We start from the raw sequence: 21406 nt of genomic DNA on the forward strand, positions 1-21406 counted from the left end.
AGCTCTCTGGCTACTGCTGCACATTTTTTGGGTGTCAATCTGAAGTCATGTCGCCTCCGTGCGGGTCAGTGGGTGGCCACGGCGCGCCCGCCCGTGTCGAATAGAAAGGCATGGCCCTCTTCCGGCGCGAAGCCGATGGCGCTGCCCTGCGCCAGGCTGTGGCGCGCCTCGCCGTGCAGCTTGATGGCCACCGCATGGGGACCGGCATCCAGCGTGGCGTGGATGATCTGCGCATCGCCCAGCTGCTCGATCAGGGTGACAGTGGCGCCGTAACCCTCCCCGCGCGGCACCAGGCGCAAATGCTCGGGGCGTATGCCGACCAGCATGCCCGCTTCGCCACCCAGCTGGCTGGCCAGCGCGGGCACGGCGGCGCACGGCAAAAAGTTCATGCGCAAGGCGCCGATGAAGCCGGCCACGAACCGGCTGGCCGGATGACGGTACAGGTCCAGGGGTGCGCCCACCTGCTCCAGGTGGCCGCCGTGGAAGACGGCCACCCGGTCCCCCAGGGTCATGGCTTCGACCTGGTCGTGCGTCACGTAGATCATGGTGGTGCCCAGTTCCTGGTGCAGCTTGGCCAGCTCGATGCGCGTCTGCACGCGCAGGGAGGCGTCGAGATTGGACAGCGGTTCGTCGAACAGGAATACCTTGGGCTGGCGCACGATGGAACGGCCGATGGCCACGCGCTGGCGTTCGCCGCCCGACAGGGCCTTGGGTTTGCGTTCGAGCAGGTGCGTGATCTGCAGGATCTCCGCCACCTTGCCCACGGCGGCGCGCACCTCGGCTTCCGGCTTGCCCGCCAATTTCAGGGCGAAGCCCATGTTGTCGCGCGCCGTCATGTGCGGGTACAGCGCATAGCTCTGGAAGACCATGGCGATGCCCCGCTCGGCCGGCGCCACGTCGTTGGCCAGCAGGTCGCCGATGCGCAGCTGGCCCGCACTGATGTCTTCCAGTCCCGCGATCATGCGCAGCAGGGTCGACTTGCCGCAGCCGGACGGCCCCACGAAGACCATGAATTCCCCGTCATGGATATCGAGGTCCAGGCCCTTGACGATTTCCGGGCCGTCGCCGTAGGTCTTGCGGATGCCGCGCAGGGAGATGGCGGCCATGTCAGTGCTCCCCGGCCAGGACCGGCCGGGCCGGTGCGTGGGACGCGCGCTGCGCGGCGATGAAATCGCGGTACCACAGGGCGCTGTCCTTGAAGCTGCGCTGCTGCGTGGCGTAGTCGACGTACAGCATGCCGAAGCGCTTGGCATAGCCCGAGTTCCACTCGAAGTTATCCATCAGGCTCCAGTAGAAATAGCCGCGCACGTCGATGCCCTGGGCGATCACGGCCCGCAAGGCGTCCAGGTGCAGCTGCACGTAGTCGATGCGCGCCTGGTCGTGGATCTTGCCGCCGGCGGGCTTGTCGGCGACGGCCATGCCGTTTTCCGTGATGTAGACGGGCGGCAGCCGGTATTCGCGGTGCAGGCCCACCAGCAGCTCCGTCAAGCCCTGCGGATAGGTTTCCCAGCCCATGTCGTTGAAGCCCAGCTTGCCCTCGGGCTTGCGCGGCGGCGTCTCGGCGCTCATGAAAGCGCGCGTGTAGTAGTTCACGCCGAGGAAATCGATGGGCTGTTTGATATCCATGAAATCGTTTTCAAAGATGGCCAAAGCGGAAGCGTCGGGGTGTTTCAGGGCCAATGCCGGGTAGCGGCCCTTGAAGATGGCGTCCATATACCACTGCACCGAGCGCGCATATTCGAGTTCGGCCAGTTCGCGGTCTTGCGCGCTGTCGGTGGCCGGCGTGGCCGTCCACTGATTGAGCACGATGCCCAGCTTGGCCGGTGCATTCACGGCACGCATCGCCTGCATGGCCAGGCCGTGCGACAGCAGCAGATGATGCGACACCTGCACGGCGGCGGCGGGGTCGGCCATGCCGGGCGCGAACTGCCCCGTACCGTGGCCCAGCACGGCCGTGCACCATGGTTCGTTGTGGGTGGCGATGCTGGCGACCTTGTGGCCGAAGCGGCGCGCCACCTCGGCCGCATAGGCGGCGAAGTGGTAGCAGGTGGCGCGATTGAGCCAGCCGCCCTCGTCCTGCAAGGCTTGCGGCAAGTCCCAGTGGTACAGGGTCAGGTGGGTATCGAGACCCTTCGCGGCCAGGGCGTCGAGCAGGCGCGCATAGAAATCGAAGCCCGCCTCGTTCCAGGCGCCGGAACCCGTGGGCTGCACCCGCGACCAGGACATGGAAAAGCGGTAGGCGTTCACGCCCAGACTGGCGATCAGCTCCACGTCATCAACATAGCGGTGGTAGTGGTCGCAGGCCACGTCGCCATTGCTGCCGTCGATGATCTTGCCGTCCGTGTGGCTGAAGGTATCCCAGATGGACGGGCCGCGGCCGTCGATGGCGGCCGCGCCCTCGATCTGGTAGGCGCTGGTGGCCACGCCCCAGGTGAAGGTGGAAGGAAATCGGGTGTCGGTATCGTCGTTATGCATGGTGGTCATGTCAGTGTGAGGGGTTGAAATAAATGGGAGAGCATCAGCCTTTGACGGCGCCCTGGGTCAGGCCCTCGATCAGGCGCTTCGAGGCGACAAAGAACATCAGCAGCAGCGGCAGCACGGCGATGGCGGCGCCCGTCATCAGCGCGCCCCACTCCGTGTTGTTCGGCGCCTGCATGCTGCGCAGGGCCAGCGGGATCGTGTAGTTCTCGACCGAGCGCATGACGACCAGCGGGGTAATAAAATTGTTCCACGAGTTGATGAAGGTGATCAGGCCCAGAGTGCCCATGGCAGGCCCGATCAATGGCAGCACGACTCTCCAGTAGATGGCGAACTCGCCGCAGCCGTCGATGCGCGCCGCCTCGATCAGGTCCTTCGGAATGGCCGTGCCGATGTACTGGCGCATCAGGAAAATCCCCAGCGCGCCGGCCGCATCGGGCACGTACAGCGCGCGCGGCTGGTCCAGCCATCCGAGGAAATCCATCAGCATGAACGTCGGGATCATGTTCATGAAGGACGGAATGATCATCGACGCCATCACCAGGGTAAACAAGGGCCGCTTGAAGCGGAACTCGTACATGGCAAACGCATAGCCGCCCAGCGAGCAAAAGAACAGGGTCAAGGCCGTCGTCATCAGGGCCACGTACAGGCTGATGCCGATATTGCGCCAGAACGGCAGGCGCTCCTGCAGCAGTTCCAGGTTGTTGAGCAGGGCCGTGCCGAACCAGCGCGGCGGCGGCAGGCTGTAGATTTCCGCGCTCGTATGCGTGGCGAAGACGAACATGAAGTAGAACGGCGCGACCATGATCAGGGCGCCGATGGCCACCATGGCGTAGGCCGTCCAGCGGGCGGTTTTCATCGGACCTCCTTGCGTTCTTTGCGTTCGTTGCGGCTGAAGACGCGGTTGTTGACCCACGTGGTGCTGGCGATGATCAAAAACAGCAGCCAGGAAATGGCCGACGCCGTGCCGAAGTCACCCGAGGAAAACGCCGTCTTGTAGACGAAGATGGCCGTCGTCATCACGGACTGGCTCACGCCGCTCGATTCGGCCACCAGCACGAACGGTTCCTCGAACAGCTGCAGGTTGCCCATGATGGTGAGGGTCACGGCCAGGTAGATCATGGGCCGCAGCTGCGGCAGGGTGATGTACCAGAATTGCTGGCGTTTCGAGGCGCCGTCGATGGTGGCCGCTTCATACAGGTCCTTCGGTATCACCTGCAGCGCGGACAGGTACAGCACCAGGTTCCAGCCCAGGTAGCGCCAGAAGATGACGAAGGCGACGGCCGGCTTGATGAACAGCGAGCTGCCCAGCCAGTCGATCGATTCGGCCGGGAACAGGCCGCCGACCAGCGGCAGGCTGGCGCACCATTGGAGCAGCACATTGATCTGCCCATAGTCGCGCGAGAACAGGGTATTGAAGACCATGGCGATGGCCACGCTGGAGGTGATGAACGGCAAGAAGTAAATGCCGATCACCAGGTTGCGCGAGCGCTTGAAGCTGTTGTGGATGAAGGCCGCCAGCGGGATGGCAACCAGGTGCTGCGGCACGCCCGAGGCCAGCGCCAGCCACACGGTATTGCCCAGCGAGCGCAAGAACCACGGGTCGCTCAGCGCATACCTGTAGTTGTCGAGGCCTACCCACTGCATGGCTTCCACGCCGCTGGCCGCTTCCCACTGGTTGAACGACAAATAGATGGAAAACAGCAGCGGAAACAGGCTGAAGACGGCGAACAGGATGAAGAAGGGGCTGATGAAAAGATACGGCGCCCATTGCTTCATGGTGTAGCGCTTGCGCGACGGCCGCGCCGACGCGGACGCCTGGTGCGCCAGCGATGCCGATGGGGGATGCAAGTGGCTCATGCTGGTCCTAGCGCCGCGCGCGGTGGGTGATCAGGGCCTTGGCGTCGGCCAGGGCCGTCTTGATATCCTTGTTTTGCGCCAGCACGCTTTCCAGTTCCATGTTGACGATGTCGCGCGCCACGGCGTCGAATTTGTCGACGCGGATGACGGGAATCCTGGCCGCCGTGTCGCGCGCCAGCAAGCGCGTCTTCTGGCCGCCGAAGTACGCTTGCGGCTCGTCCATCATGGGGTCCGCATACGCCGCCTTCAAGGCGGGGAAGGCGCCGATTTCTTTGAGCGAGTGCAGCTGGATATCCTTGTTGACGGTCATGAACTTGATGAATTCCCAGGCCTGGGCTTTGTTCGCCGCCTTTTTCGGAATGCCGTAGAAGGAGCCGCCGTACGACGCCAGCGCGCCGGCCGGCAGGTTCGCCGCGCGCCACTGGCCCTTGGAATCGGGCGCCAGCCACTTGGCCAGGTGGCCGCTGAGCCACGAGCCCATCATCTGGCTGGCCACCTTGTCGCGCTTGAAGCCTTCGGCCCACTCGCCCGTCCAGGCCACGGTGCGCGCATCGATGCCCGCCACCCGCGCCGCCTTGGCCAATTCGAACGCCTTGACGAAGCGGGGCGAGTCGACCAGCACCTGGCCCTTGTCGCCAAAATAAATGCCTTCGCCATCTTTTAAATTGGCGCGGATAACGATGTCGGCCAGGTCGCTGGCGCCGGCCAGCAGATAGGTGCCCGTGGCGGCCTTGAGCTTCTTGCCGGCGGCGATATACGACTCCCACGATTGCGTCAACTCGGCTTCCTTGATGCCCGCCTTGTCCATCAGGTCCTTGCGGTAGAACAGGGTGCCCGGTCCCAGGTCGGCCGACATGGCGCCCAGGGTGCCGCGCGAACTGGTCGCCTGCACGAAGGTGAACGGCACGAACTGGGCGCGGTACTGCCCTGCCCCGTACGGCGCCTGCAGGAGGTCTTCCATGCCCTTCGATTCGGCAAAGCTGCCCACATAGCGGAAGTCGATGGCCATCACGTCCGGCAGGCGCGCGCCGGCCGCCAGTGCCGTCGTCATCGAGTTATGGTGGTCGTCGATCTGCAGGCTGACCAGCTTGACCTTCACTTGCGGGTACAGTTTTTCCCACAGGGGCATGGCCGTCTTGACGGCGCGGTCCAGGTCCGGGAACGAGGCGACGGTAATGGTGGCGGGAGCCAGCGCCGGCAGGACGGCAGCAGGCGGGGCGGCGGCAGGCGCGGCAGCCGCACCGAAGGCCAGGGTCAGCGCCGTCAGGGGGGCGGCGCCAAGGATGCTTGACTTCATTCTTTCATCTCCGTTTATTGAGCGTCTTCTATCTTGAAAACGTTTTCACAACATACATCCATTTAACACCGCAAAGAAAATCAAGTCAACCGATAAAGTTGTCATTTTTATTGAGGCCATCGTGGCGAGTTGGGCAGCGCCGGGCGTTCTCTCCTATGAAAAACAGCGAAAATCGGCGGCCGGAGAGGGTGTTGTTTTTCGTGAAAACGTTTTCAGATATGGGGAGACGCAGGCTGGATTGGCGCTGCGTGGGTATTCCGCCGCCCGGTTGGCCTCCGGTCCGTGGCTGCGGGATGGCGTGGGCGCTGCGGTGTCGGCTTACGCCCAGCGGGCTAAGCCGACCTACGCCGACCGACACCGGCCTGCTTTGGCCTGCAGCCTGATCGTCCGTTTATGGTAATCTTTCACTGAAAAGGTTTTCAGTGCACTGACAACCAGCCATCTTGATATCCGGGAATCACCTTGACCGATAGCGCCCACGCTGCCCCCCCTTCCACCCTGCTCGACGTCGCCCGCCAGGCAGGCGTGTCGCCCAGCACCGTCTCGCGCATCCTGAACGGCACGGCCAAGGTGTCCGACGACAAGCGCGACGCCGTGCTGGCCGCCATCGCGCAGATGAAATTTGCGCCCAACCAGATGGCGCAGGGGCTGAAAAAAGGCCGCTCGATGACCATCGGCATCGTGGTGCAGGATATTTCCAGCCCCTTCTTCGATGAGAGCCTGCGCGGCGTGGACGACGGCCTGAAAGACACGGGCTATGCGTCCGTCATCGTCAGCGGGCACTGGAATGCGCAGGAGGAAGCGGACCGCATCCGTTTGCTGCTGGCGCGCAAGGTCGACGGCATCATCCTGCTGTCCGGGCGCATCTCGGACGAGAGCGTGCTCGATTTCTCGCAGCAGCGGCCCATCGTCTCGACCGGCCGCCTGCTCGCCACGAAAAGCGCCATCGGTTTCAAGCTGGACAATGAATACGGCGCCTACCTGGCCGTGCGCCACCTGGTGGAACTGGGCCACCGCCGCATCGCGTTCGTGTCCGGCCCCGCCAACAACACGGATGCAGCCGAACGCCTGACGGGCTACCAGCGCGCACTGCGCGAAGCGGACATCGCCATCGACCCGAAACTGATGGTGGAAGGCGACTTCCACGAGGCCAGCGGGATGCTGGCCATGAACCATTTGTTCGATACGCAGCAGCAATTCAGCGCCGTCTTCGCCGCCAACGACCTGTCCGCCTACGGCGTGCGCCTGTGTCTGTACCGCAAGGGCATCCGCGTGCCCGACGATATCTCGCTGGTGGGCTTCGATGACTTGCCCGGCTCGTCCTACACGACGCCGCCGCTGACCACCATCCACCAGCCCCTGTACGACATCGGCCGCATCGCCACCGAAGCGCTGCTGGGACTGATCAATGGCGAAGCCGTGCAGGCGACCGTTCCGCCGCTGGAACTGATCGTGCGGGAAACCACGCGCCGCATCCGCTGAGGCCTGGGCCGGCGTTGCACGAGACGCCAGCGCAAGGCCTGGCGCTTGCCGATTTTCCTGAACGAGAATCACTACGCGCAACGGCGCGGACCAGGCGCGCCGGAATCTGCAGCAATGGCGCATCCGCTTTACAATAGTGGCTCGTTCAGCAAGAATGCTTGATTCAAGCACGCAAGGCTCAACCCTCCGGCCCAGGCCGGAAGACTCCGAACACTCACCACAAAGGGACATCACATGGAACATACTCTGCCACCACTGCCGTATGAAATGGACGCTCTGGCGCCGCATATTTCGAAAGAAACCCTGGAATACCACTATGCCAAGCATCACCAGGCGTATGTCACCAACTTGAACAACCTGATCAAGGGCACCGAGTTCGAGAACCTGTCGCTGGAAGACATCATCAAGAAGTCGTCGGGCGGCATCTTCAACAACGCGGCGCAAGTCTGGAACCACACCTTCTACTGGAACGGCATGAAGCCGGCCGGCGGCGGCGCGCCTGCGGGTGCCGTGGCTGACGCGATCAACGCCAAATGGTCGTCGTTCGACAAGTTCAAGGAAGAATTCACCAAGTCGTGCGTGGGCAACTTCGGTTCGGGCTGGACCTGGCTGGTGCAAAAAGCCGACGGCTCCGTCGACATCGTCAACACCTCGAACGCCGGCTGCCCGCTGACCACCGGCGACAAGCCGCTGCTGACCTGCGACGTGTGGGAACACGCTTACTACATCGACTACCGCAACCTGCGCGCCAAGTACGTGGAAACGTTCTGGGGCCTGGTCAACTGGGACTTCGTTGCCAAGAACTTCGCGTAAGCAGCGCGGGTTCCTGTCAACGTCGAACGGCACCGTCCGCGGCCTGCGCCGCGCCGACACACCGTGAAAAGAAGCCTGCGCTCCCCTGCGCGGGCTTTTTTTTGTCCGCAGGGCCCCGTCCTGCTGCGCTACAATCAGCGCTCCTTCACCTCGCCCCTCCCCGATGTCCGCTCGCCCCCTGCTCGCCGCACTCCTGGCGGCATTCCACCTGCATGCGTCCGCAGCCACGCCGGCGCCCGTGGCGCCGCTGTTGTCCGACTACACGCACAACGCCTGGGGCGCCCTGCAAGGCGCGCCCGTCGACGTGCTCAAATTCGCCCAGGGCAAGGATGGCTGGCTGTGGATCGCCACGGCGACGGGCCTGTACCGCTACGACGGCGTGCGTTTCGAGCGCACCGACACGGTCTACGGCCATCGCTTGCCGTCCAGCAATGTGCTGGGCCTGGCGGCGACGGCCGACGGCGCCATCTGGGTCGGCTACCGCCTGGGCGGCGTCAGCGTGTTCCGCCCCGACGGCGCGCGCACCTATGCGCCGGCCGACGGCTTGCCCACGGGGGCCGTGTTCCACATCGAAGCGGCACCTGACGGCGCCATCTGGGTCGGCACGCGCGATGGCGCTGCCCGCCTGGCACCGGGCGCGCAGCGCTTCGAGACGCAGGCCGCCAACGTGGGCTTGCCCGACAAGCGCGTCTACCAGATCCTGTTCGGCCGCGACGGCACGCAATGGATGGGCACCATGTACGGCGTGTATTTCAGGAAGCCGGGCCAGGCGCGCTTTTCCCACGCGTGGCCGCGCACCATGCTCACCAGCATGGCCGAAGCGCCCGACGGTGCCATCTGGGCTGTCGATAGCCTGAGCAATTACTACCGCGTGCGCACCAGCGCTCCCATCAGCAACGCGGCTATCGCGCCGGACGCCCGGGGCAACGGCATGCGCTTCGACCGCGACGGCACCATGTGGCTGCTGACGGCCGATGGCGTGGAACGCAAGCTGCAGCCGTCCGGCCCCAGCCTGCCCGCCCAGCGCCTGACGCGGCAGAACGGCATCAGCGGCCCGCTGCCGCAAATTACCTTCCAGGACCGCGAAGGCAACCTGTGGATCGGCACCTCGACCGGGCTGGACCGCCTGCGCCGCAACCGCCTGAAAACCTTGCCGGTGGCGCAGCCGTTCGACCATCCCGGCATGCTGGCCGGGCCCGACGGCGATGTGTGGATCGGCGACTACGCGGGCGACGTGCGCAGCTTCAGCGCCAGCGGCGTGAAACAGGTGGAGCTGCGCGGCCAGATGGCGGCCAGCCACTGGGCGCCCGATGGCACCTTGTGGCTGGGCAACGACCAGGGCCTGCACCGGCGCGCACCCGACGGCAGCATGACGCGGGTGGCGCCGCCAGCGGGCGTGCTGGGACTCGATCCGCAGGCGCTGCAGCAGGAACGGGGCGGCGCCCTGTGGGCCTCGTTCTCGGGCGGCGGCCTGTTTCGCCTGGCGCACGGCAGCTGGACGCGCGATGGCGGCCTGGCGGGCCTGCCCGACGTACTGACCACGGCAATGTCCATCGATGGCGAGAACACGCTGTGGCTGGGGCACGCCAACAACCGCATCAGCCTGGTGGCAGACGGGCAGCGCAGCGGCGCCGTGCGGCAGCTGGGCACGGACGAGGGCTTGCAGCTGGGCACAATATTGCAGCTGTACCGCGACGCGGACCTGATGTGGGCCGGCGGCGAAGGCGGCGTGGCCGTCTGGCGCGCGGGCCGGTTTATCGCCCTGCGCGGCGCGCGCGGCGAAACCTTCCGCGGCGTCTCGGGCATCGTGCGCCTGCCCGGCGGCGACCTGTGGCTGCACGGCGCCGATGGCATCTACCATCTCGACGCGGCAGCCATCGCCGCCTGGCTGAAAAGCGGCGGCGCGGCGCCGGTCGACTATGAACGCTTCGATGCGCTCGACGGCTTGCAGGGCCACGCCTCCCAGCTGCGGCCCGTGCCGTCGCTGATCCGCGCGCCTGACGGCCAGTTATGGTTCGCCACCTCGGCCACCATCGCCATGCTCGACCCGGCGCACATCGCCCGCAATGCGCTGCCGCCGCCCGTGCAGATCACGGCCGTGCTGGCCGACGGCGCGCCGCACCCCATCGTGGCAGGCCAGCCGCTGCGCCTGCCCCAGGGCAGCAAGCGCCTGCAGCTCGACTTCACGGCGCTGAGCCTGTCGATGCCCGAGCGCGTGCGCCTGCGCTACCGCCTGGCCGGCGTCGACGAGCACTGGCAGGAGGCGGCCGGCCGGCGCGAAGCGTATTACACCAACCTGGCGCCGGGCGACTACCGCTTCGAGGTGATGGCCGCCAACGAAGACCAGGTCTGGAACCGCGCGGGCGCGGCGCTCGACATCCATATCCCGCCCACGTTCATGCAGACCCCATGGTTCACGGCACTGCTGGCGCTGGGCGGCGCGCTGCTGCTGTATGCGGCCTACGTGCTGCGCATCCGCCACCTGACGCGGCGCATGCACGAACGCCTGCAGGAACGCCTGGCCGAGCGCTCGCGCATCGCCCGCTCGCTGCACGACACGCTGCTGCAAAGCGTGCAGGCGCTGATCCTGTCGTTTCATGCACACACGGGCATGCTGCCGAAGGGCACGCGCGAACGCGCGCGCCTGGACGGCACCTTGAACCTGGCCGAGCAGCTGCTGGTCGAAGGGCGCGACCAGATCCTCGACTTGCGCACGGTGGCTTCGCCCGATGAACTGGGACTGGCCCTGCAGCAGTTCGGCAAGGGCTTGTCCGAGCACCGCGCGCACGCCTTCCAGGCCACCGTCAGCGGCGACTGCCGGCGCCTTCAGCCGCGCGTGCATGATGAAATCTATGCGATCGCCCGCGAAGCGCTGTTCAACGCCTCGCGCTATGCCGAGGCGGGACTGATCGAACTGGAACTGGACTATGCGCCGCAAGCGTTCACCCTGCGCGTGCGCGACAACGGACGCGGCTTCGACGAAGCGCTGGCAAGCACGGGCCAGCGGCCCGGCCACTGGGGCTTGCCGGGCATGCGCGAACGCGCGACCGCCATCGGCGCCAGCCTGCGCATCGCCAGCGAACCGGGCAAGGGCACGACGATCGAAGTCAGGCTGCCGGGCAAGCTGGCCTACTAGGACAACGGCGCATGCTGGCAAGCGGGACGCGGGACGCCAAATGGGTGTTGTAAGATGTACAAGCGCGGAGAAAGCTGATTCTTCCTGCCCGCCGGCCTGCGCCGGACCGTTCTGTTCATCTACCTTCAGAAAGAAAAAAATGAAAAAATGCATGCTCGCCTTGCTGCTCTGCGCCTCCGCCTCCGCCTTCGCCAACTCGGCCTGCGACACGCCCCGCAACGATTTCGACGGCCTGTATTGCCTCAACAAGGTGTACCAGGAAGCGGACAGGGAGTTGAACGCCAACTACAAGAAACTCGCTGCCCAGCTCGATGCCGGCGGCAAGCAAAAGCTGAAATCGGGCCAGCTGGCGTGGATAGCCAGCCGCAACCAGAATTGCTCGAAACGCGAATCGTCGGGCTTTTATGTGAACCTCGATTGCGCCACCCGCACCACCATCGAACGCGCCCAATTCCTGCAGGACCGCGTGCGCGAATGCGTGAGCGCCGGCTGCCAGAACAGCAAACTGTGAGCTGAGCCTGCGCCAGCGCAAACGGCGGCGGGCGGCAAGCGGCCATACTGAGCGCTCCGATGTCTTCTCCACAGCGCCATGAGCAAACTCATCGACATTCCCCTGAGCCAGTGGAACGCCAGCGGCAGCGCCGCGCTGCAGGCGGCGGCGCTGCAGGCACTCGAAGACGGGCAAGTCGTGCTGCTGCCCCGCCTGGGCTTTTCCCTGCAACAGGAAGAACACGCCCTGCTGAACGGCGCGGCAGGCAGCGCCAAGAACATCAGCTGGGAACCGGCGCGCGGCGTGCGCGGCCAAGGAACGGCCTACGACGGAGCCTTGCTGGCCGCGCTGATGCAGCGCTATGCGCGGCAAACGGCGCACTTGCTGGCCGGCTTGCTGCCTGGCTACGCTCCCCATCTGCAGCAAGGCAAGGGCAGCTTTCGGCCCGTGGAAATCGCCGGCCGGGCGACATCCTGGCGCAAGGACGATACGCGCCTGCATGTCGACAGCTTCCCCTCCTCGCCCACGCAGGGCCGGCGCATCCTGCGCGTGTTCACCAACATCCATCCGCGCGGCGCGCCCCGCGTGTGGAAACTGGGCGCGCCATTCGAGCAGGTGGCGCAGCGTTTTCTGCCCGTGGCAAAGCGTCCGCGGCCCGTGCTGGCGGCCCTGCTGCAATGGCTGCACGTGACCAAATCGCGGCGCACGCCCTACGACCACTACATGCTGCAACTGCACGACGCCATGAAGGCCGACCTGGATTACCAGGCACAGGTGGAACAGCACACCCATGCATTCGCGCCGGGCCAGACGTGGATCGTGTTCAGCGACGCCGTCTCGCACGCGGCCCTGCGGGGACAGCATGCGCTGGAACAAACCTGGCTGCTGCCCGTGCGCGCCATGGCCGCCCCCGGCAAGTCGCCGCTGGCCATCCTCGAGCGCCAGTTGAAACGCCGGCTGGCCTAGCCTGGCCAGGCACTACGTCACGGCCAAGCCAGGCTTGGGCAAACCGGGCTCAGGCCGGCAAGCGGGCCGCCTTGAAGCGCCGCCAGGCCTTGTGCATGCGGCCATCGGCACCCTGCGACTGCGCGTGCGCCGCCAGGTAGCCGCGGATGAAGGTCGCGTGCAGCCGCAATCCATCCTGGCCCGCCAGATCGGCCTGGGCATCCGGCAATTGCTGCAGCAGCCGGTCCGCCACTTGCACATCGTTGAGCCAGCCCAGTTCATCCTGCAAGTCAGACAAGCGTCCCACATACGGCTTCACGGCGCGCGCGGCAAACAGCGAGGCAAAGAATTCCGTCGCGTAACGCGTCTTCTTGGCCGCGATGCGCACCTGGTGGCGCTGCTGCGGCGTGGCATGCAGCAGGCGCTTGCCGCGCTTCATCAGGCGGCGCTGGTCCTGGCGCAAGGTGGAATGGGCAAACGGGGAGACGTGCGCGTCCAGGCGCCGCAGCTGGCGCATCGAGCAGCTGTCGCGCCAGGCGCGCGCCTGCAGCCAGCGCTGCAAGCCCAGCATGCACGCCGTGTAGCGCGCCGAAGTGACGGCCTGGGCTGCCTGGGCATGCTTGACCCGCGCCTGCTCGTGCGCCGCCTGCGCCAGCGCTGCCGCATCCGCTTGCGCCCCGCCATCGAGCCTGGCCAGCGTACTGCCTGCAAGCACATCCCAGTCGCGCGCCTCGCCCAGCGCGCCACCCAGCCAGTCGAGTTCGTTCTTCAAGGCGTCCGGCAGCGCCAGCAAGGACTTGAACATGCCCAGCGCCGAGCGCAGGCGGCGCAGGCCCACGCGCATCTGGTGCACGCTTTCCACATCCTCGCCCGCCGCCACGCCATCCTGGTTGCCGCCCACCTGTTCCAGGCAATTGCCGGCGATGGCCAGGAACACCTGCTCCACCGACATCGCCGCGTCCAGCGCCAGGGGCTGCGCCTTGACGGCTTGCCGCGGCGGCAACGTTTGCGATGCAGCCAGGGCCAGGCGGTAGCCCCGTTCCGCCTTGCTCAGGTGGCCCAGGTGCAGCGGCACGTCCTGCAGCAGGGCCAGCGCCACGTCGAACAGGCTGGACGCCTGCCCCTCCTTCAATTCCAGTTCGATCTCGCTGACGACCACGCTGCGCGCAGCGCCGTGCGTGCCATTCGCGCCGGGTGCGCCGCACTCGATCACACCCTGGTCCAGCACGCATTCGACCTGGTCGCCCTGCGGCGTGCGCAGCTGCCATACGGTGCGTTCGATGCGCGTGGTAAACACGGGGTGCAAGGCGGCGCGGACGGCGTCCTGGCGCAGCAGCGCGCGGATCGGCTGCTTGCGCCCGATGGCCGCGTCGAGCGCGTCGAGGTCCGCCTGCGGCCCCGCGACGTCGCCTTCCCATTCGTGACGGCTGTGCAAGCCGCCGCTGACATTGCCGCCCGCCTTCAGCGTCTGCACCCAGCGCCCTTCCACCTGGCGCACGCGCAAGCCCGCCTGGTGGCGGCACAGCTGCAAATCGGGCGTATCGACATATATATCGTGCATCTGCAGCACCTGCGGCGCCGCTTGCGCATACTGCGCCAGCAGGGGGTGTGCGCGCAGGCGCGGCGCGTCTTGCGGCTCCAGCAGCAATTTCAATTCGATTTCCATGACCGCTCCTTGCGAGACTTCTCAACGCTTATTGTAAGGCGCGTCCCGTCGCGCGCAAGGAGCACGCGCGCAGACCTTGATTTTGCGCGAAAATAAGCGATTCATTCAACCAGGAGATGCCATGACCTACCACGCCGCCGAGAACCGCTACGACACCATGCAATACCGCACGTGCGGGCGCAGCGGGCTGAAACTGCCGCTGCTGTCCCTGGGACTGTGGCACAACTTTGGCGACAGCAACAATCTGGCCTCGCAGCGCGACATGCTGCGCACGGCCTTCGACCTGGGCATCACGCATTTCGACCTGGCAAATAACTACGGCCCGCCCTATGGCAGCGCGGAAAGCAATTTCGGCAAGCTGCTGCGCGACGATTTCCTGCCCTACCGCGATGAACTGATCATTTCCACCAAGGCAGGCTGGGACATGTGGCCGGGCCCGTACGGCCAGGGCGGCGGTTCGCGCAAATACGTGCTGGCCAGCCTGGACCAGAGCTTGCAGCGCCTGGGCCTCGATTACGTCGACATCTTTTACTCGCACCGCTACGACGCCGACACGCCGCTGGAAGAAACCATGGGCGCGCTGGCGACCGCCGTGCAGCAAGGCAAGGCGCTGTATGTGGGCCTGTCCTCGTATTCGCCGCAAAAGACGGCCGAGGCGGCTGCCCTGCTGAAGGATTGGAAAGTGCCGTGCCTGATCCACCAGCCGGCCTACAACATGCTCAACCGCTGGATCGAGGAAGACGGCTTGCTCGATACCCTGCAGCAAGAAGGCATGGGCTGCATCACGTTTACAGCGCTGGCGCAGGGCTTGCTCAGCGATAAATACCTGGACGGCGTGCCGCAGGATGCCCGTGTCAACCGTCCCGGCGGCGGTTCGCTGCTGCAAAAACACCTGAGCGCGGAAAACCTGGCCCGCGTGCGCGCCCTGAACCAGATCGCCGCGCAGCGGGGCCAGACCCTGGCGCAGATGGCGCTGGCCTGGGTGCTGCGCGATGCGCGCGTCACCTCGACCCTGATCGGCGCCAGCAGCAGCGCGCAAATCCGCGAAAACGTGGCCGCATTGCAGCAGCTGACGTTCACGGCCGAGGAACTGGCCGCCATCGACGTGCAGGCGCGCGAAGGCGATATCAATCTGTGGGCTGGCCCGTCGCGGGCCGTGTAAGGCGCTCGCTACGGCGACAGCGGCGGTGGCAGCAGGGCCAGCAGTTCCTGCGCCACCTGCCGGCGCCGTTCGGGCGTGGCGAATGCGCCCACGTCCACCTGCGCGCCGCTTGCGCCGATATCATTGATGTGTATCAACTGGCCCCGCCAGCGCGGCACCACGACGCGCGTGCGCCACGGAGCAAAGTGGTGGCGCCGGCAGCGGCCGGCGCTGACCAGTTCGATGATCAGCTCGCCGTCGCGCAGGGCGATGTCTTCATAGTCGCGCGCGTGGCGCAGGTAATGCAGCAGGGCGATGGCCACCAGGCCCAGTTCTGCGAAGGAAAAGACGGGAATGTACCAGAAGCCGCGCAGCGCAAAGGCGGCGGCGATGGCCGTGGAAAACAGGCATAGCACGCCATAGGCGCGCAACAGCTGGCGCGCCGTCAAGGCACTGTGGCGCGTGAACCGCCATTGCGGCTGTTCGCGCGAACTATCGCGTGGCATGGCGCCTCCCGCAACATCGCATCAGCCCTCACGGGCACACCCCCAAGGCAGCCCCGTCCTGCCGTCCGGCGCGGCCAGCCATGCCGCCGCGCCCCGCGACGGCCGTCATGGCCGCCCGAAGGCGCACGGCCCGCTGGCAGCCTCAGCTACCCAGGTGCACGAGTGCGTGACCCAGGTGCTGCCACCAGTGATCGCGCGACTTCACCTGCTTCAGGCACGACATGTCGATTTCCGCGGGAAACACGCGATCCTGGCACGCCTTCGTTTCCAGCGCATGACGCTGGTTTTCCGCCGCCGTCAGGGCCACGGCCAGCCAGAACGCCAGCGCCAGCAACACCACCAGCACACTCCAGGCCAGGTGATTGGTGTTACCTTTTTCGCCAAAAAACTCGCGCGGCCGCGTCTCGCGGTACATCGACATCAAGTCTTTTTCTTTCTCTTCCGACATCTGCATTTGCATCCTGTGACATCCTATCCTGTGCCGGCCGGCTGGCCATGGCGGCGCGCACGCCCCCTTGTCCGCATTTTACGCTGATGGCGCAGGAGAGGCAGCAATTCGTGGCCGGCAGCCCCGATCAGGGCGCGCCGCCGGCACCTGCGGCCTGCCATCTCCATCGTCAGCAGGCGGCACGGGCACCAGGCTTTCCACATCGATATCGCCGCCATCGGGCGCCGTGTTGCGGGACTCCACGCCGGCCCGGTCACCGGTGCCCGCCGCATCGCTGTCGTTATCGAGCTTTTCCGCATCCTGGCCCGGCACGCCCTGCAAGTCGCTACCGCTGTCGGAACTGTCGCCGGGGCCGAACGCCCCCTTGCCATGGCCGCGGCAGAGCACGCGGTCGGAAGTGACGGGCAAATGATCCGGATCGAGTGAACCGCTGCTCATGGTTGACTCCCGTTAATAAAAAAACCAGTTTACTCCCGCAGCCTGGCCGGCGGCGCACGCCTGCACGGCATTTTCCCCGGGCGAAATGCGGCATCGCACAAATATTTTCAAATATTACTTCACAAATGTACTATTCATTGCTATAGTTAATTCAAGTAAGCATCTTCTCATCCAGAAACTGCTTCATCGGCGGCCCGGCGCCCATCAGCGCCAGGCCGCCGAACCGACCGGTACGTGGCGAGCCGGCCCATCCACCCAGCCATCATGCACATATTGGAGTCTTATCATGCAAGCCAAATCACTCATCGCAGCATTGTTTGCCATCACTACCGCCACGTCGGCTTTCGCCCAGAGCGCCGCGCCTGCCACCACGGGCCAGCAATTGACGCGCGAGCAAGTCACGGCCGAATACATCCGTGCCCGCAACGCCGGCGAAATCGCCACCAGCGAGGCCGACTACCCGAAAACGCCGGCCACCGCCGCCAGCAACGTGACGCGCGAACAAGTCATGGCCGAGTTCTACGCCGCCCGCAAGGCTGGCCTGATCCCGCAAACGGAAGCGGACTTTGATGTCGCGCAAACGACCAAGCACGTCGTGCAATAAGAAACCAGTCAGCCGGTTTCAGTAAGGCAGTAACACCTCAGTTGCGGCGCAGCACTCGGGCCACTCCCGACGCTCACCGCGGCGAGCTGTGATGTTCCAGCAGCACCCCCAACACCTCTTTCCCCGGAGTCCCTGCATGTCCCTGCACCGCCGTTTGCTTGCTGCCAGCCTGATCCTTGCCTTGAGCGCTTGCGCCGACATGGGCCATATCGCGCCGCAATCGGCCATGCTCGACGCCAATGCGCTGCAAGCGAGCAAGGCCATGGATGCCGCCGCCAGCGCCGCCATCCAATGGCCGCGCACGCAATGGTGGCAAGACCTGCACGACCCCCAATTGAACCGCTTGATGGAGCAGGCGCTGGCCGACAGCCCCACCCTGCGCGGGGCCCAGGCGCGCGTGCGCCAGGCCGAGGCGCTGGCCGGCGCGGCCGAGGACAAAACCCGCCCGCAGGCCGACGCAGCCGTCTCCATCAACCGCGAACTGTATTCGCAGCACGGCAGCACGCCGGCGCCCCTGGCCGGCAATTACGCGTGGCGCAACCAGGCCACCGTCACGGCCTCGTACGACCTGGACCTGTGGGGCCGCAACCGCGCCGCCCTGTCCGCCGCCCTGGGCGACGTGCAGATGGCCTCGGCCGAATCGCAGATGGCCCGCCTGGCGCTGGAAACGGCGCTGGTGCGCACCTACATCCAGCTGTCGTACGAATTCCAGCTGCAGGACGTGATCGAGGGCAGCCTGGCGCAGCGCGCCCGCATCCTCGACATCACGCGCCAGCGCAAGGCGGCCGGCATCGGCACCGATATCGACGTGGCGCAGATCGAAACCACCCTGCCCGCGGGCCGGCGCCAGCTGGAACAGTCGGCCGAGTCGCTGGCCCTGCTGCGCAACCAGCTGGCGGCCCTGTCGGGCAAGGGTCCGGCAGCGGGCGCGGCGCTCACGCGCCCCGTGCTGCGCCTGGACCAGCCGCTGGCCATTCCCGCCGCCCTGCCGGCCGACCTGATCGGCCGCCGTCCCGACATCGCCGCCCAGCGCTGGCGCGTGGAAGCGGCGGCGCAGCGCATCGATGCGGCCAAGGCCGAGTTCTACCCGAACGTCAACCTGGTGGCCTTTGCGGGCTTCCAGGCCTTCGGCTTCAGCCATTTCCTGGACGCCAACTCGGAAATCCGCGGCGCCTCGCCCGCGCTGAGCCTGCCCATCTTTGCCGGCGCCCGCCTGCGCGCCCAGCTGGGCAGCCAGACGGCCCTCTACGACGGCGCCGTGGAGCAGTACAACGCCACCGTCATCAATGCCATGTCCGAGGTGGCCAACGCCGTCACCAAGGCCCAGTCGCTGGAAAAGCAGCACCAGCTGACCGTGCAGGCGCTGGCCACGGCGCAGCGCGCGCGCGACCTGGCGGAAAAAGCCTACAAGGCGGGCATGAGCGACGCCATCAACATGCTCAACACGCAAGTGGCGCTGCTGGCGGAACAGCAACAGCAGGCGCAGAATGGGGCACGCGAACTCGATCTGTACGTTTCCTTGATGAATGCATTGGGAGGCGGCATCTAGGCTCGCGTTGCCCTAGCTCAACAAGATACAATCGGAACTTTATTGACACATGAAGGAATATGACATGACCGCTTTTGACGCCACCTCCAAGCGGCTGCAAAACATCCGCACGCGCATGCCAGGCTTCCCCATGGAACTGATGCGCCTGTTGCGCATGACGTACCACATTCAAAAAGGCATGAAGGACCTGACCAATGCCGCGCTGAAAAAGCACGACCTGGTCGATGCCAGCTACATGGTGCTGGCCGTGCTGTACGGCACGGACGACGAAACCTCGAACGCCTGCACCCTGGGCATGGCCTGCCACGAAAAGCCCGCCAACCTGACGCGCGTGTGCAACGACCTGGAAACGCGGGGCCTGATCCACCGCGGCACGCGCCCCGGCGACCGCCGCTCCGTGATGATTTCGCTGACCGACAAGGGCCGCGCGCTGATCGAAACGGCGCTGCCCGACGTGTACCAGGAAACCTCGGCCCTGTACGAAGGCTTTACGGAAGAAGAGCTGCAAGTGCTGGACAAGCTGTACGTGCGCCAGCTGCGCAACCTGAACAATCTCAACAACCAGAACTGATAGCCTATCGATGACGCCAGCCACAGCACCAAAATCACTACACGGCCCCCTGACCCGGGCGGCCCGCTGGCTGGCGCTGGCGCTGCAGGACTGGCGCACGACGGAAGGCGAACGCTGGATCTACGTCGGCAAGACCCTCATCGCCTCGTTCTGCGCCCTGTGGCTGGCCTACCGCCTGGGACTCGATTCGCCCAGCACGGCGATGACCACCACCATCATCCTGGCCCTGCCCAGCAGCGGCATGGTGCTGGAAAAAAGCTTTTACCGCCTGTGCGGCACCCTGCTGGGATGCACGGCCGCGCTGACCCTGATCGGCCTGTTCCCGCAGCAGCCCGTGCTGCTGTTCGCCGGCCTGGCCCTGTGGGTGGGCCTGTGCACGAGCGGCTCGGCCCTGCACCGCAACGCCCAGTCCTATGTGTACGTGCTGGCCGGCTATACGGCCTGCATGATCGTGCTGCCCGCCATCGAGCAGCCGACGCAGGTGTTTTCGCTGGCCGTCACGCGCGTGGCCGAAGTGGGCCTGGGCATCATCTGCTCGGCGGCCGTCTCCAGCGTGCTGCTGCCGCGCCACCAGGGCACACAGGTGATGCGCACGGTGCAAGCCCGCTACGGCAAGTTCCTCGCCTTCTGCCAGGACGTGCTGCAGCAAAAGCTCACGCCGGCGCAGGTGGAACTGACGCACCTGCAGTTCGCCGCCGACGTGGCGGCGCTGGAGCTGGGCCGCTCGGCCGCCCTGTTTGAAGTCACCAGCAAGGTGGGCCACGTGCGCGCGCAGAACCGCAAGCTGCACGCCTTCAATGCCACCTTCATGACGGCACTGACCACCTTCTATACCTTCCACCGCCTGTTCGACCGCTTGCAGCGCGATGGCGAGACGCAGGTCATGCAGGCGTGCGCGCCCCTGTACGCCATCGTTGCCGAAGCGCTGCAGACGACGCCGTCGCAGGACTCGCTCGACACCATGCAGCAGCATCTGCAAACGGCGCTGGCGCAGGCCCGCGCGGAGATCGGCGGCGCCGCCATCGCGCATGCGCAGCGCATCGATTTCGATACCGTGTGCGAGCTGCTGGAACGCTTCGCGCGCGACATGAGCCGCTTTCACGAAGTGTATTTCAGCCTCGCCCACGACACCCCGCTGGACATCAGCACGCCGCAGGCCTACGCGCCGAAGACGCCGCCCGCGCTGGTGCTGGCCAGCGGCGCGCGCGCCGGCATCAGCCTGGCCCTGCTGGCCCTGGGCGCGTACTTCCTGGCCTGGCCCTACGCCGGCACGGCCATGCTGATGGCGGCCGTGTTCTGCGCGCTGGCCTCGTCCTCGCCCCGTCCCATCATGATGGTCCGCCAGGTGCTGACGGGCTTCCTCGTCGCCATGCCCCTGTCGCTGGTCTGCGTGTATTTCGTGCTGGTGCACGGCGACGGCTTTCCCATGCTGGTGCTCAGTTTTGCGCCCTTCCTGGCCGTCGGCCTGTACCTGATGACCAATCCCGCCAAGCTGGGCGTGGGCCTGGGCGTGTCGACCTTCATCACGCAGATGGCGCCGACCAACCTGATGCATGTCGACGGCGCGGCTTTTCTCAACACGGGCATGGCGCTGATCGTCGGCCTGATGCTGGCCGCCCTCGTATTTGCCGTGCTGCTGCCCGAGCACACGATGGGCCACAGGGACCATGTGGGCCCGGCCCTGTGGCGCGAAGCGCTGCACGCATGCACGGCGCCCGTGCGCAGGGTCAAGCACCGCTTCGACAACCGCGTGCGCGACCTGCTCAGCCAGCTCAACGCGGCGGCCGGACCGGCGCCGGGCGAAGCCACGCGCGCCGTCGTGCGCCAGGCCCTCACCCTGCTGGAGATCGGCCATTCCGTGATCGGGCTGCGCGAACTGGTCGCCAGCGCCCGCCCCAGCGCTGCGCGCGGTTGTGGCAGGTCAAGTTCCGCGGCGCCTGCGCCGAGTTTGTCTTTCATGCTCTGGGGCCTGAGGCGGGTGG

At 66.1% G+C, this 21406-nt stretch carries 19 protein-coding genes; 10 read left to right on the plus strand and 9 right to left on the minus strand.

All coding sequences use genetic code 11. The annotated features are described in order from the left end of the window. Positions 1 to 65: 65 nt before the first annotated feature. The 5 genes from GCN74_RS24610 to GCN74_RS24630 are packed head-to-tail and all read right to left on the minus strand — an operon-like array spanning position 66 to position 5635. Positions 66 to 1106 (minus strand): ABC transporter ATP-binding protein, encoded by a 1041-nt coding sequence (locus tag GCN74_RS24610; RefSeq protein ID WP_152259098.1) that lies wholly within the window; start codon positions 1104 to 1106, stop codon positions 66 to 68. Between the two features lies 1 nt (position 1107). Next, positions 1108 to 2484 (minus strand): GH1 family beta-glucosidase, encoded by a 1377-nt coding sequence (locus GCN74_RS24615; protein WP_152259099.1) that lies wholly within the window; start codon positions 2482 to 2484, stop codon positions 1108 to 1110. A gap of 34 nt (positions 2485 to 2518) precedes the next feature. Then, a complete protein-coding gene (locus tag GCN74_RS24620; protein WP_152259100.1) occupies positions 2519 to 3337 on the minus strand; it encodes a carbohydrate ABC transporter permease in 819 nt (272 codons plus the stop codon). Beyond that, positions 3334 to 4338, minus strand: a complete 1005-nt coding sequence (locus GCN74_RS24625; RefSeq protein WP_152259101.1) for a carbohydrate ABC transporter permease — start codon at positions 4336 to 4338, stop codon at positions 3334 to 3336. Before GCN74_RS24625 ends, GCN74_RS24620 begins: the two co-directional genes overlap by 4 nt. A gap of 7 nt (positions 4339 to 4345) precedes the next feature. Next, on the minus strand, positions 4346 to 5635 hold the full coding sequence (locus tag GCN74_RS24630; RefSeq protein ID WP_152259102.1) for an extracellular solute-binding protein: 1290 nt from the start codon (positions 5633 to 5635) through the stop codon (positions 4346 to 4348). Positions 5636 to 6097: 462 nt separating this feature from the next. Here GCN74_RS24630 and GCN74_RS24635 point away from each other — a divergent pair, with 462 nt between their 5' ends. The 5 genes from GCN74_RS24635 (at position 6098) to GCN74_RS24655 (ending at position 12522) form a co-directional block, all read left to right on the plus strand. After that, the gene (locus GCN74_RS24635; protein WP_152259103.1) at positions 6098 to 7117 is read left to right on the plus strand and encodes a LacI family DNA-binding transcriptional regulator; all 1020 of its coding nucleotides are present in this window, start codon (positions 6098 to 6100) and stop codon (positions 7115 to 7117) included. A 234-nt stretch (positions 7118 to 7351) separates the two neighbouring features. Continuing rightward, positions 7352 to 7930, plus strand: coding sequence for a superoxide dismutase (locus GCN74_RS24640; protein ID WP_099665109.1), 579 nt, complete (start codon positions 7352 to 7354; stop codon positions 7928 to 7930). A gap of 163 nt (positions 7931 to 8093) precedes the next feature. Continuing rightward, the gene (locus GCN74_RS24645) at positions 8094 to 11066 is read left to right on the plus strand and encodes a sensor histidine kinase (RefSeq protein WP_152259104.1); all 2973 of its coding nucleotides are present in this window, start codon (positions 8094 to 8096) and stop codon (positions 11064 to 11066) included. A gap of 139 nt (positions 11067 to 11205) precedes the next feature. Next, a complete protein-coding gene (locus tag GCN74_RS24650; protein WP_152259105.1) occupies positions 11206 to 11577 on the plus strand; it encodes a lysozyme inhibitor LprI family protein in 372 nt (123 codons plus the stop codon). 78 nt (positions 11578 to 11655) lie between these two features. Next, positions 11656 to 12522, plus strand: a complete 867-nt coding sequence (locus tag GCN74_RS24655; protein ID WP_152259106.1) for a Kdo hydroxylase family protein — start codon at positions 11656 to 11658, stop codon at positions 12520 to 12522. Positions 12523 to 12571: 49 nt separating this feature from the next. Here GCN74_RS24655 and GCN74_RS24660 read toward each other — a convergent pair whose 3' ends face one another. Further along, positions 12572 to 14167 carry a CYTH and CHAD domain-containing protein gene (locus GCN74_RS24660; RefSeq protein ID WP_152259107.1) on the minus strand — a complete coding sequence of 532 codons (1596 nt, stop codon included), beginning with the start codon at positions 14165 to 14167 and terminating at the stop codon, positions 12572 to 12574. 121 nt (positions 14168 to 14288) lie between these two features. On the opposite strand from GCN74_RS24660, the gene mgrA reads away from it, so the two are divergent. Further along, the gene (gene mgrA / locus GCN74_RS24665) at positions 14289 to 15329 is read left to right on the plus strand and encodes an L-glyceraldehyde 3-phosphate reductase (RefSeq protein ID WP_152259108.1); all 1041 of its coding nucleotides are present in this window, start codon (positions 14289 to 14291) and stop codon (positions 15327 to 15329) included. An 8-nt stretch (positions 15330 to 15337) separates the two neighbouring features. Here mgrA and GCN74_RS24670 read toward each other — a convergent pair whose 3' ends face one another. From GCN74_RS24670 to GCN74_RS24680, 3 genes are all read right to left on the minus strand, one after another. Further along, positions 15338 to 15814, minus strand: coding sequence for a DUF2244 domain-containing protein (locus GCN74_RS24670; protein ID WP_152259109.1), 477 nt, complete (start codon positions 15812 to 15814; stop codon positions 15338 to 15340). Between the two features lie 142 nt (positions 15815 to 15956). Further along, positions 15957 to 16274 (minus strand): hypothetical protein, encoded by a 318-nt coding sequence (locus tag GCN74_RS24675; RefSeq protein ID WP_152259110.1) that lies wholly within the window; start codon positions 16272 to 16274, stop codon positions 15957 to 15959. A 66-nt stretch (positions 16275 to 16340) separates the two neighbouring features. After that, positions 16341 to 16700 (minus strand): hypothetical protein, encoded by a 360-nt coding sequence (locus tag GCN74_RS24680; protein WP_193317240.1) that lies wholly within the window; start codon positions 16698 to 16700, stop codon positions 16341 to 16343. Between the two features lie 286 nt (positions 16701 to 16986). On the opposite strand from GCN74_RS24680, the gene GCN74_RS28920 reads away from it, so the two are divergent. The 4 genes from GCN74_RS28920 to GCN74_RS24700 all read left to right on the plus strand — a co-directional run. Then, complete coding sequence (locus GCN74_RS28920) at positions 16987 to 17304, plus strand: DUF4148 domain-containing protein (protein ID WP_193317241.1); 318 nt, start codon at positions 16987 to 16989, stop codon at positions 17302 to 17304. 136 nt (positions 17305 to 17440) lie between these two features. Further along, positions 17441 to 18853 (plus strand): efflux transporter outer membrane subunit, encoded by a 1413-nt coding sequence (locus GCN74_RS24690; RefSeq protein ID WP_152259112.1) that lies wholly within the window; start codon positions 17441 to 17443, stop codon positions 18851 to 18853. Between the two features lie 64 nt (positions 18854 to 18917). Next, positions 18918 to 19424 (plus strand): MarR family winged helix-turn-helix transcriptional regulator, encoded by a 507-nt coding sequence (locus GCN74_RS24695; RefSeq protein WP_152259113.1) that lies wholly within the window; start codon positions 18918 to 18920, stop codon positions 19422 to 19424. Between the two features lie 10 nt (positions 19425 to 19434). After that, the coding region (locus GCN74_RS24700) for an FUSC family protein (protein ID WP_226939203.1) at positions 19435 to 21406 on the plus strand (1972 nt) is incomplete at its 3' end.

It is taken from the genome of Janthinobacterium sp. FT14W, assembly GCF_009208755.1.
Taxonomy (GTDB): Bacteria; Pseudomonadota; Gammaproteobacteria; order Burkholderiales; family Burkholderiaceae_D; genus Janthinobacterium; species Janthinobacterium violaceinigrum.

Coding starts and splice junctions, on each gene's coding strand:
- GCN74_RS24610 (WP_152259098.1), bottom strand. CDS start 1,106: ATGGCCGCCATCTCCCTGCGCGGCATCCGCAAGACCTACGGCGACGGC.
- GCN74_RS24615 (WP_152259099.1), bottom strand. CDS start 2,484: ATGACCACCATGCATAACGACGATACCGACACCCGATTTCCTTCCACC.
- GCN74_RS24620 (WP_152259100.1), bottom strand. CDS start 3,337: ATGAAAACCGCCCGCTGGACGGCCTACGCCATGGTGGCCATCGGCGCC.
- GCN74_RS24625 (WP_152259101.1), bottom strand. CDS start 4,338: ATGAGCCACTTGCATCCCCCATCGGCATCGCTGGCGCACCAGGCGTCC.
- GCN74_RS24630 (WP_152259102.1), bottom strand. CDS start 5,635: ATGAAGTCAAGCATCCTTGGCGCCGCCCCCCTGACGGCGCTGACCCTG.
- GCN74_RS24640 (WP_099665109.1), top strand. CDS start 7,352: ATGGAACATACTCTGCCACCACTGCCGTATGAAATGGACGCTCTGGCG.
- GCN74_RS24645 (WP_152259104.1), top strand. CDS start 8,094: ATGTCCGCTCGCCCCCTGCTCGCCGCACTCCTGGCGGCATTCCACCTG.
- GCN74_RS24650 (WP_152259105.1), top strand. CDS start 11,206: ATGAAAAAATGCATGCTCGCCTTGCTGCTCTGCGCCTCCGCCTCCGCC.
- GCN74_RS24655 (WP_152259106.1), top strand. CDS start 11,656: ATGAGCAAACTCATCGACATTCCCCTGAGCCAGTGGAACGCCAGCGGC.
- GCN74_RS24660 (WP_152259107.1), bottom strand. CDS start 14,167: ATGGAAATCGAATTGAAATTGCTGCTGGAGCCGCAAGACGCGCCGCGC.
- mgrA (WP_152259108.1), top strand. CDS start 14,289: ATGACCTACCACGCCGCCGAGAACCGCTACGACACCATGCAATACCGC.
- GCN74_RS24670 (WP_152259109.1), bottom strand. CDS start 15,814: ATGCCACGCGATAGTTCGCGCGAACAGCCGCAATGGCGGTTCACGCGC.
- GCN74_RS24675 (WP_152259110.1), bottom strand. CDS start 16,274: ATGCAAATGCAGATGTCGGAAGAGAAAGAAAAAGACTTGATGTCGATG.
- GCN74_RS24680 (WP_193317240.1), bottom strand. CDS start 16,700: ATGAGCAGCGGTTCACTCGATCCGGATCATTTGCCCGTCACTTCCGAC.
- GCN74_RS28920 (WP_193317241.1), top strand. CDS start 16,987: ATGCAAGCCAAATCACTCATCGCAGCATTGTTTGCCATCACTACCGCC.
- GCN74_RS24690 (WP_152259112.1), top strand. CDS start 17,441: ATGTCCCTGCACCGCCGTTTGCTTGCTGCCAGCCTGATCCTTGCCTTG.
- GCN74_RS24695 (WP_152259113.1), top strand. CDS start 18,918: ATGACCGCTTTTGACGCCACCTCCAAGCGGCTGCAAAACATCCGCACG.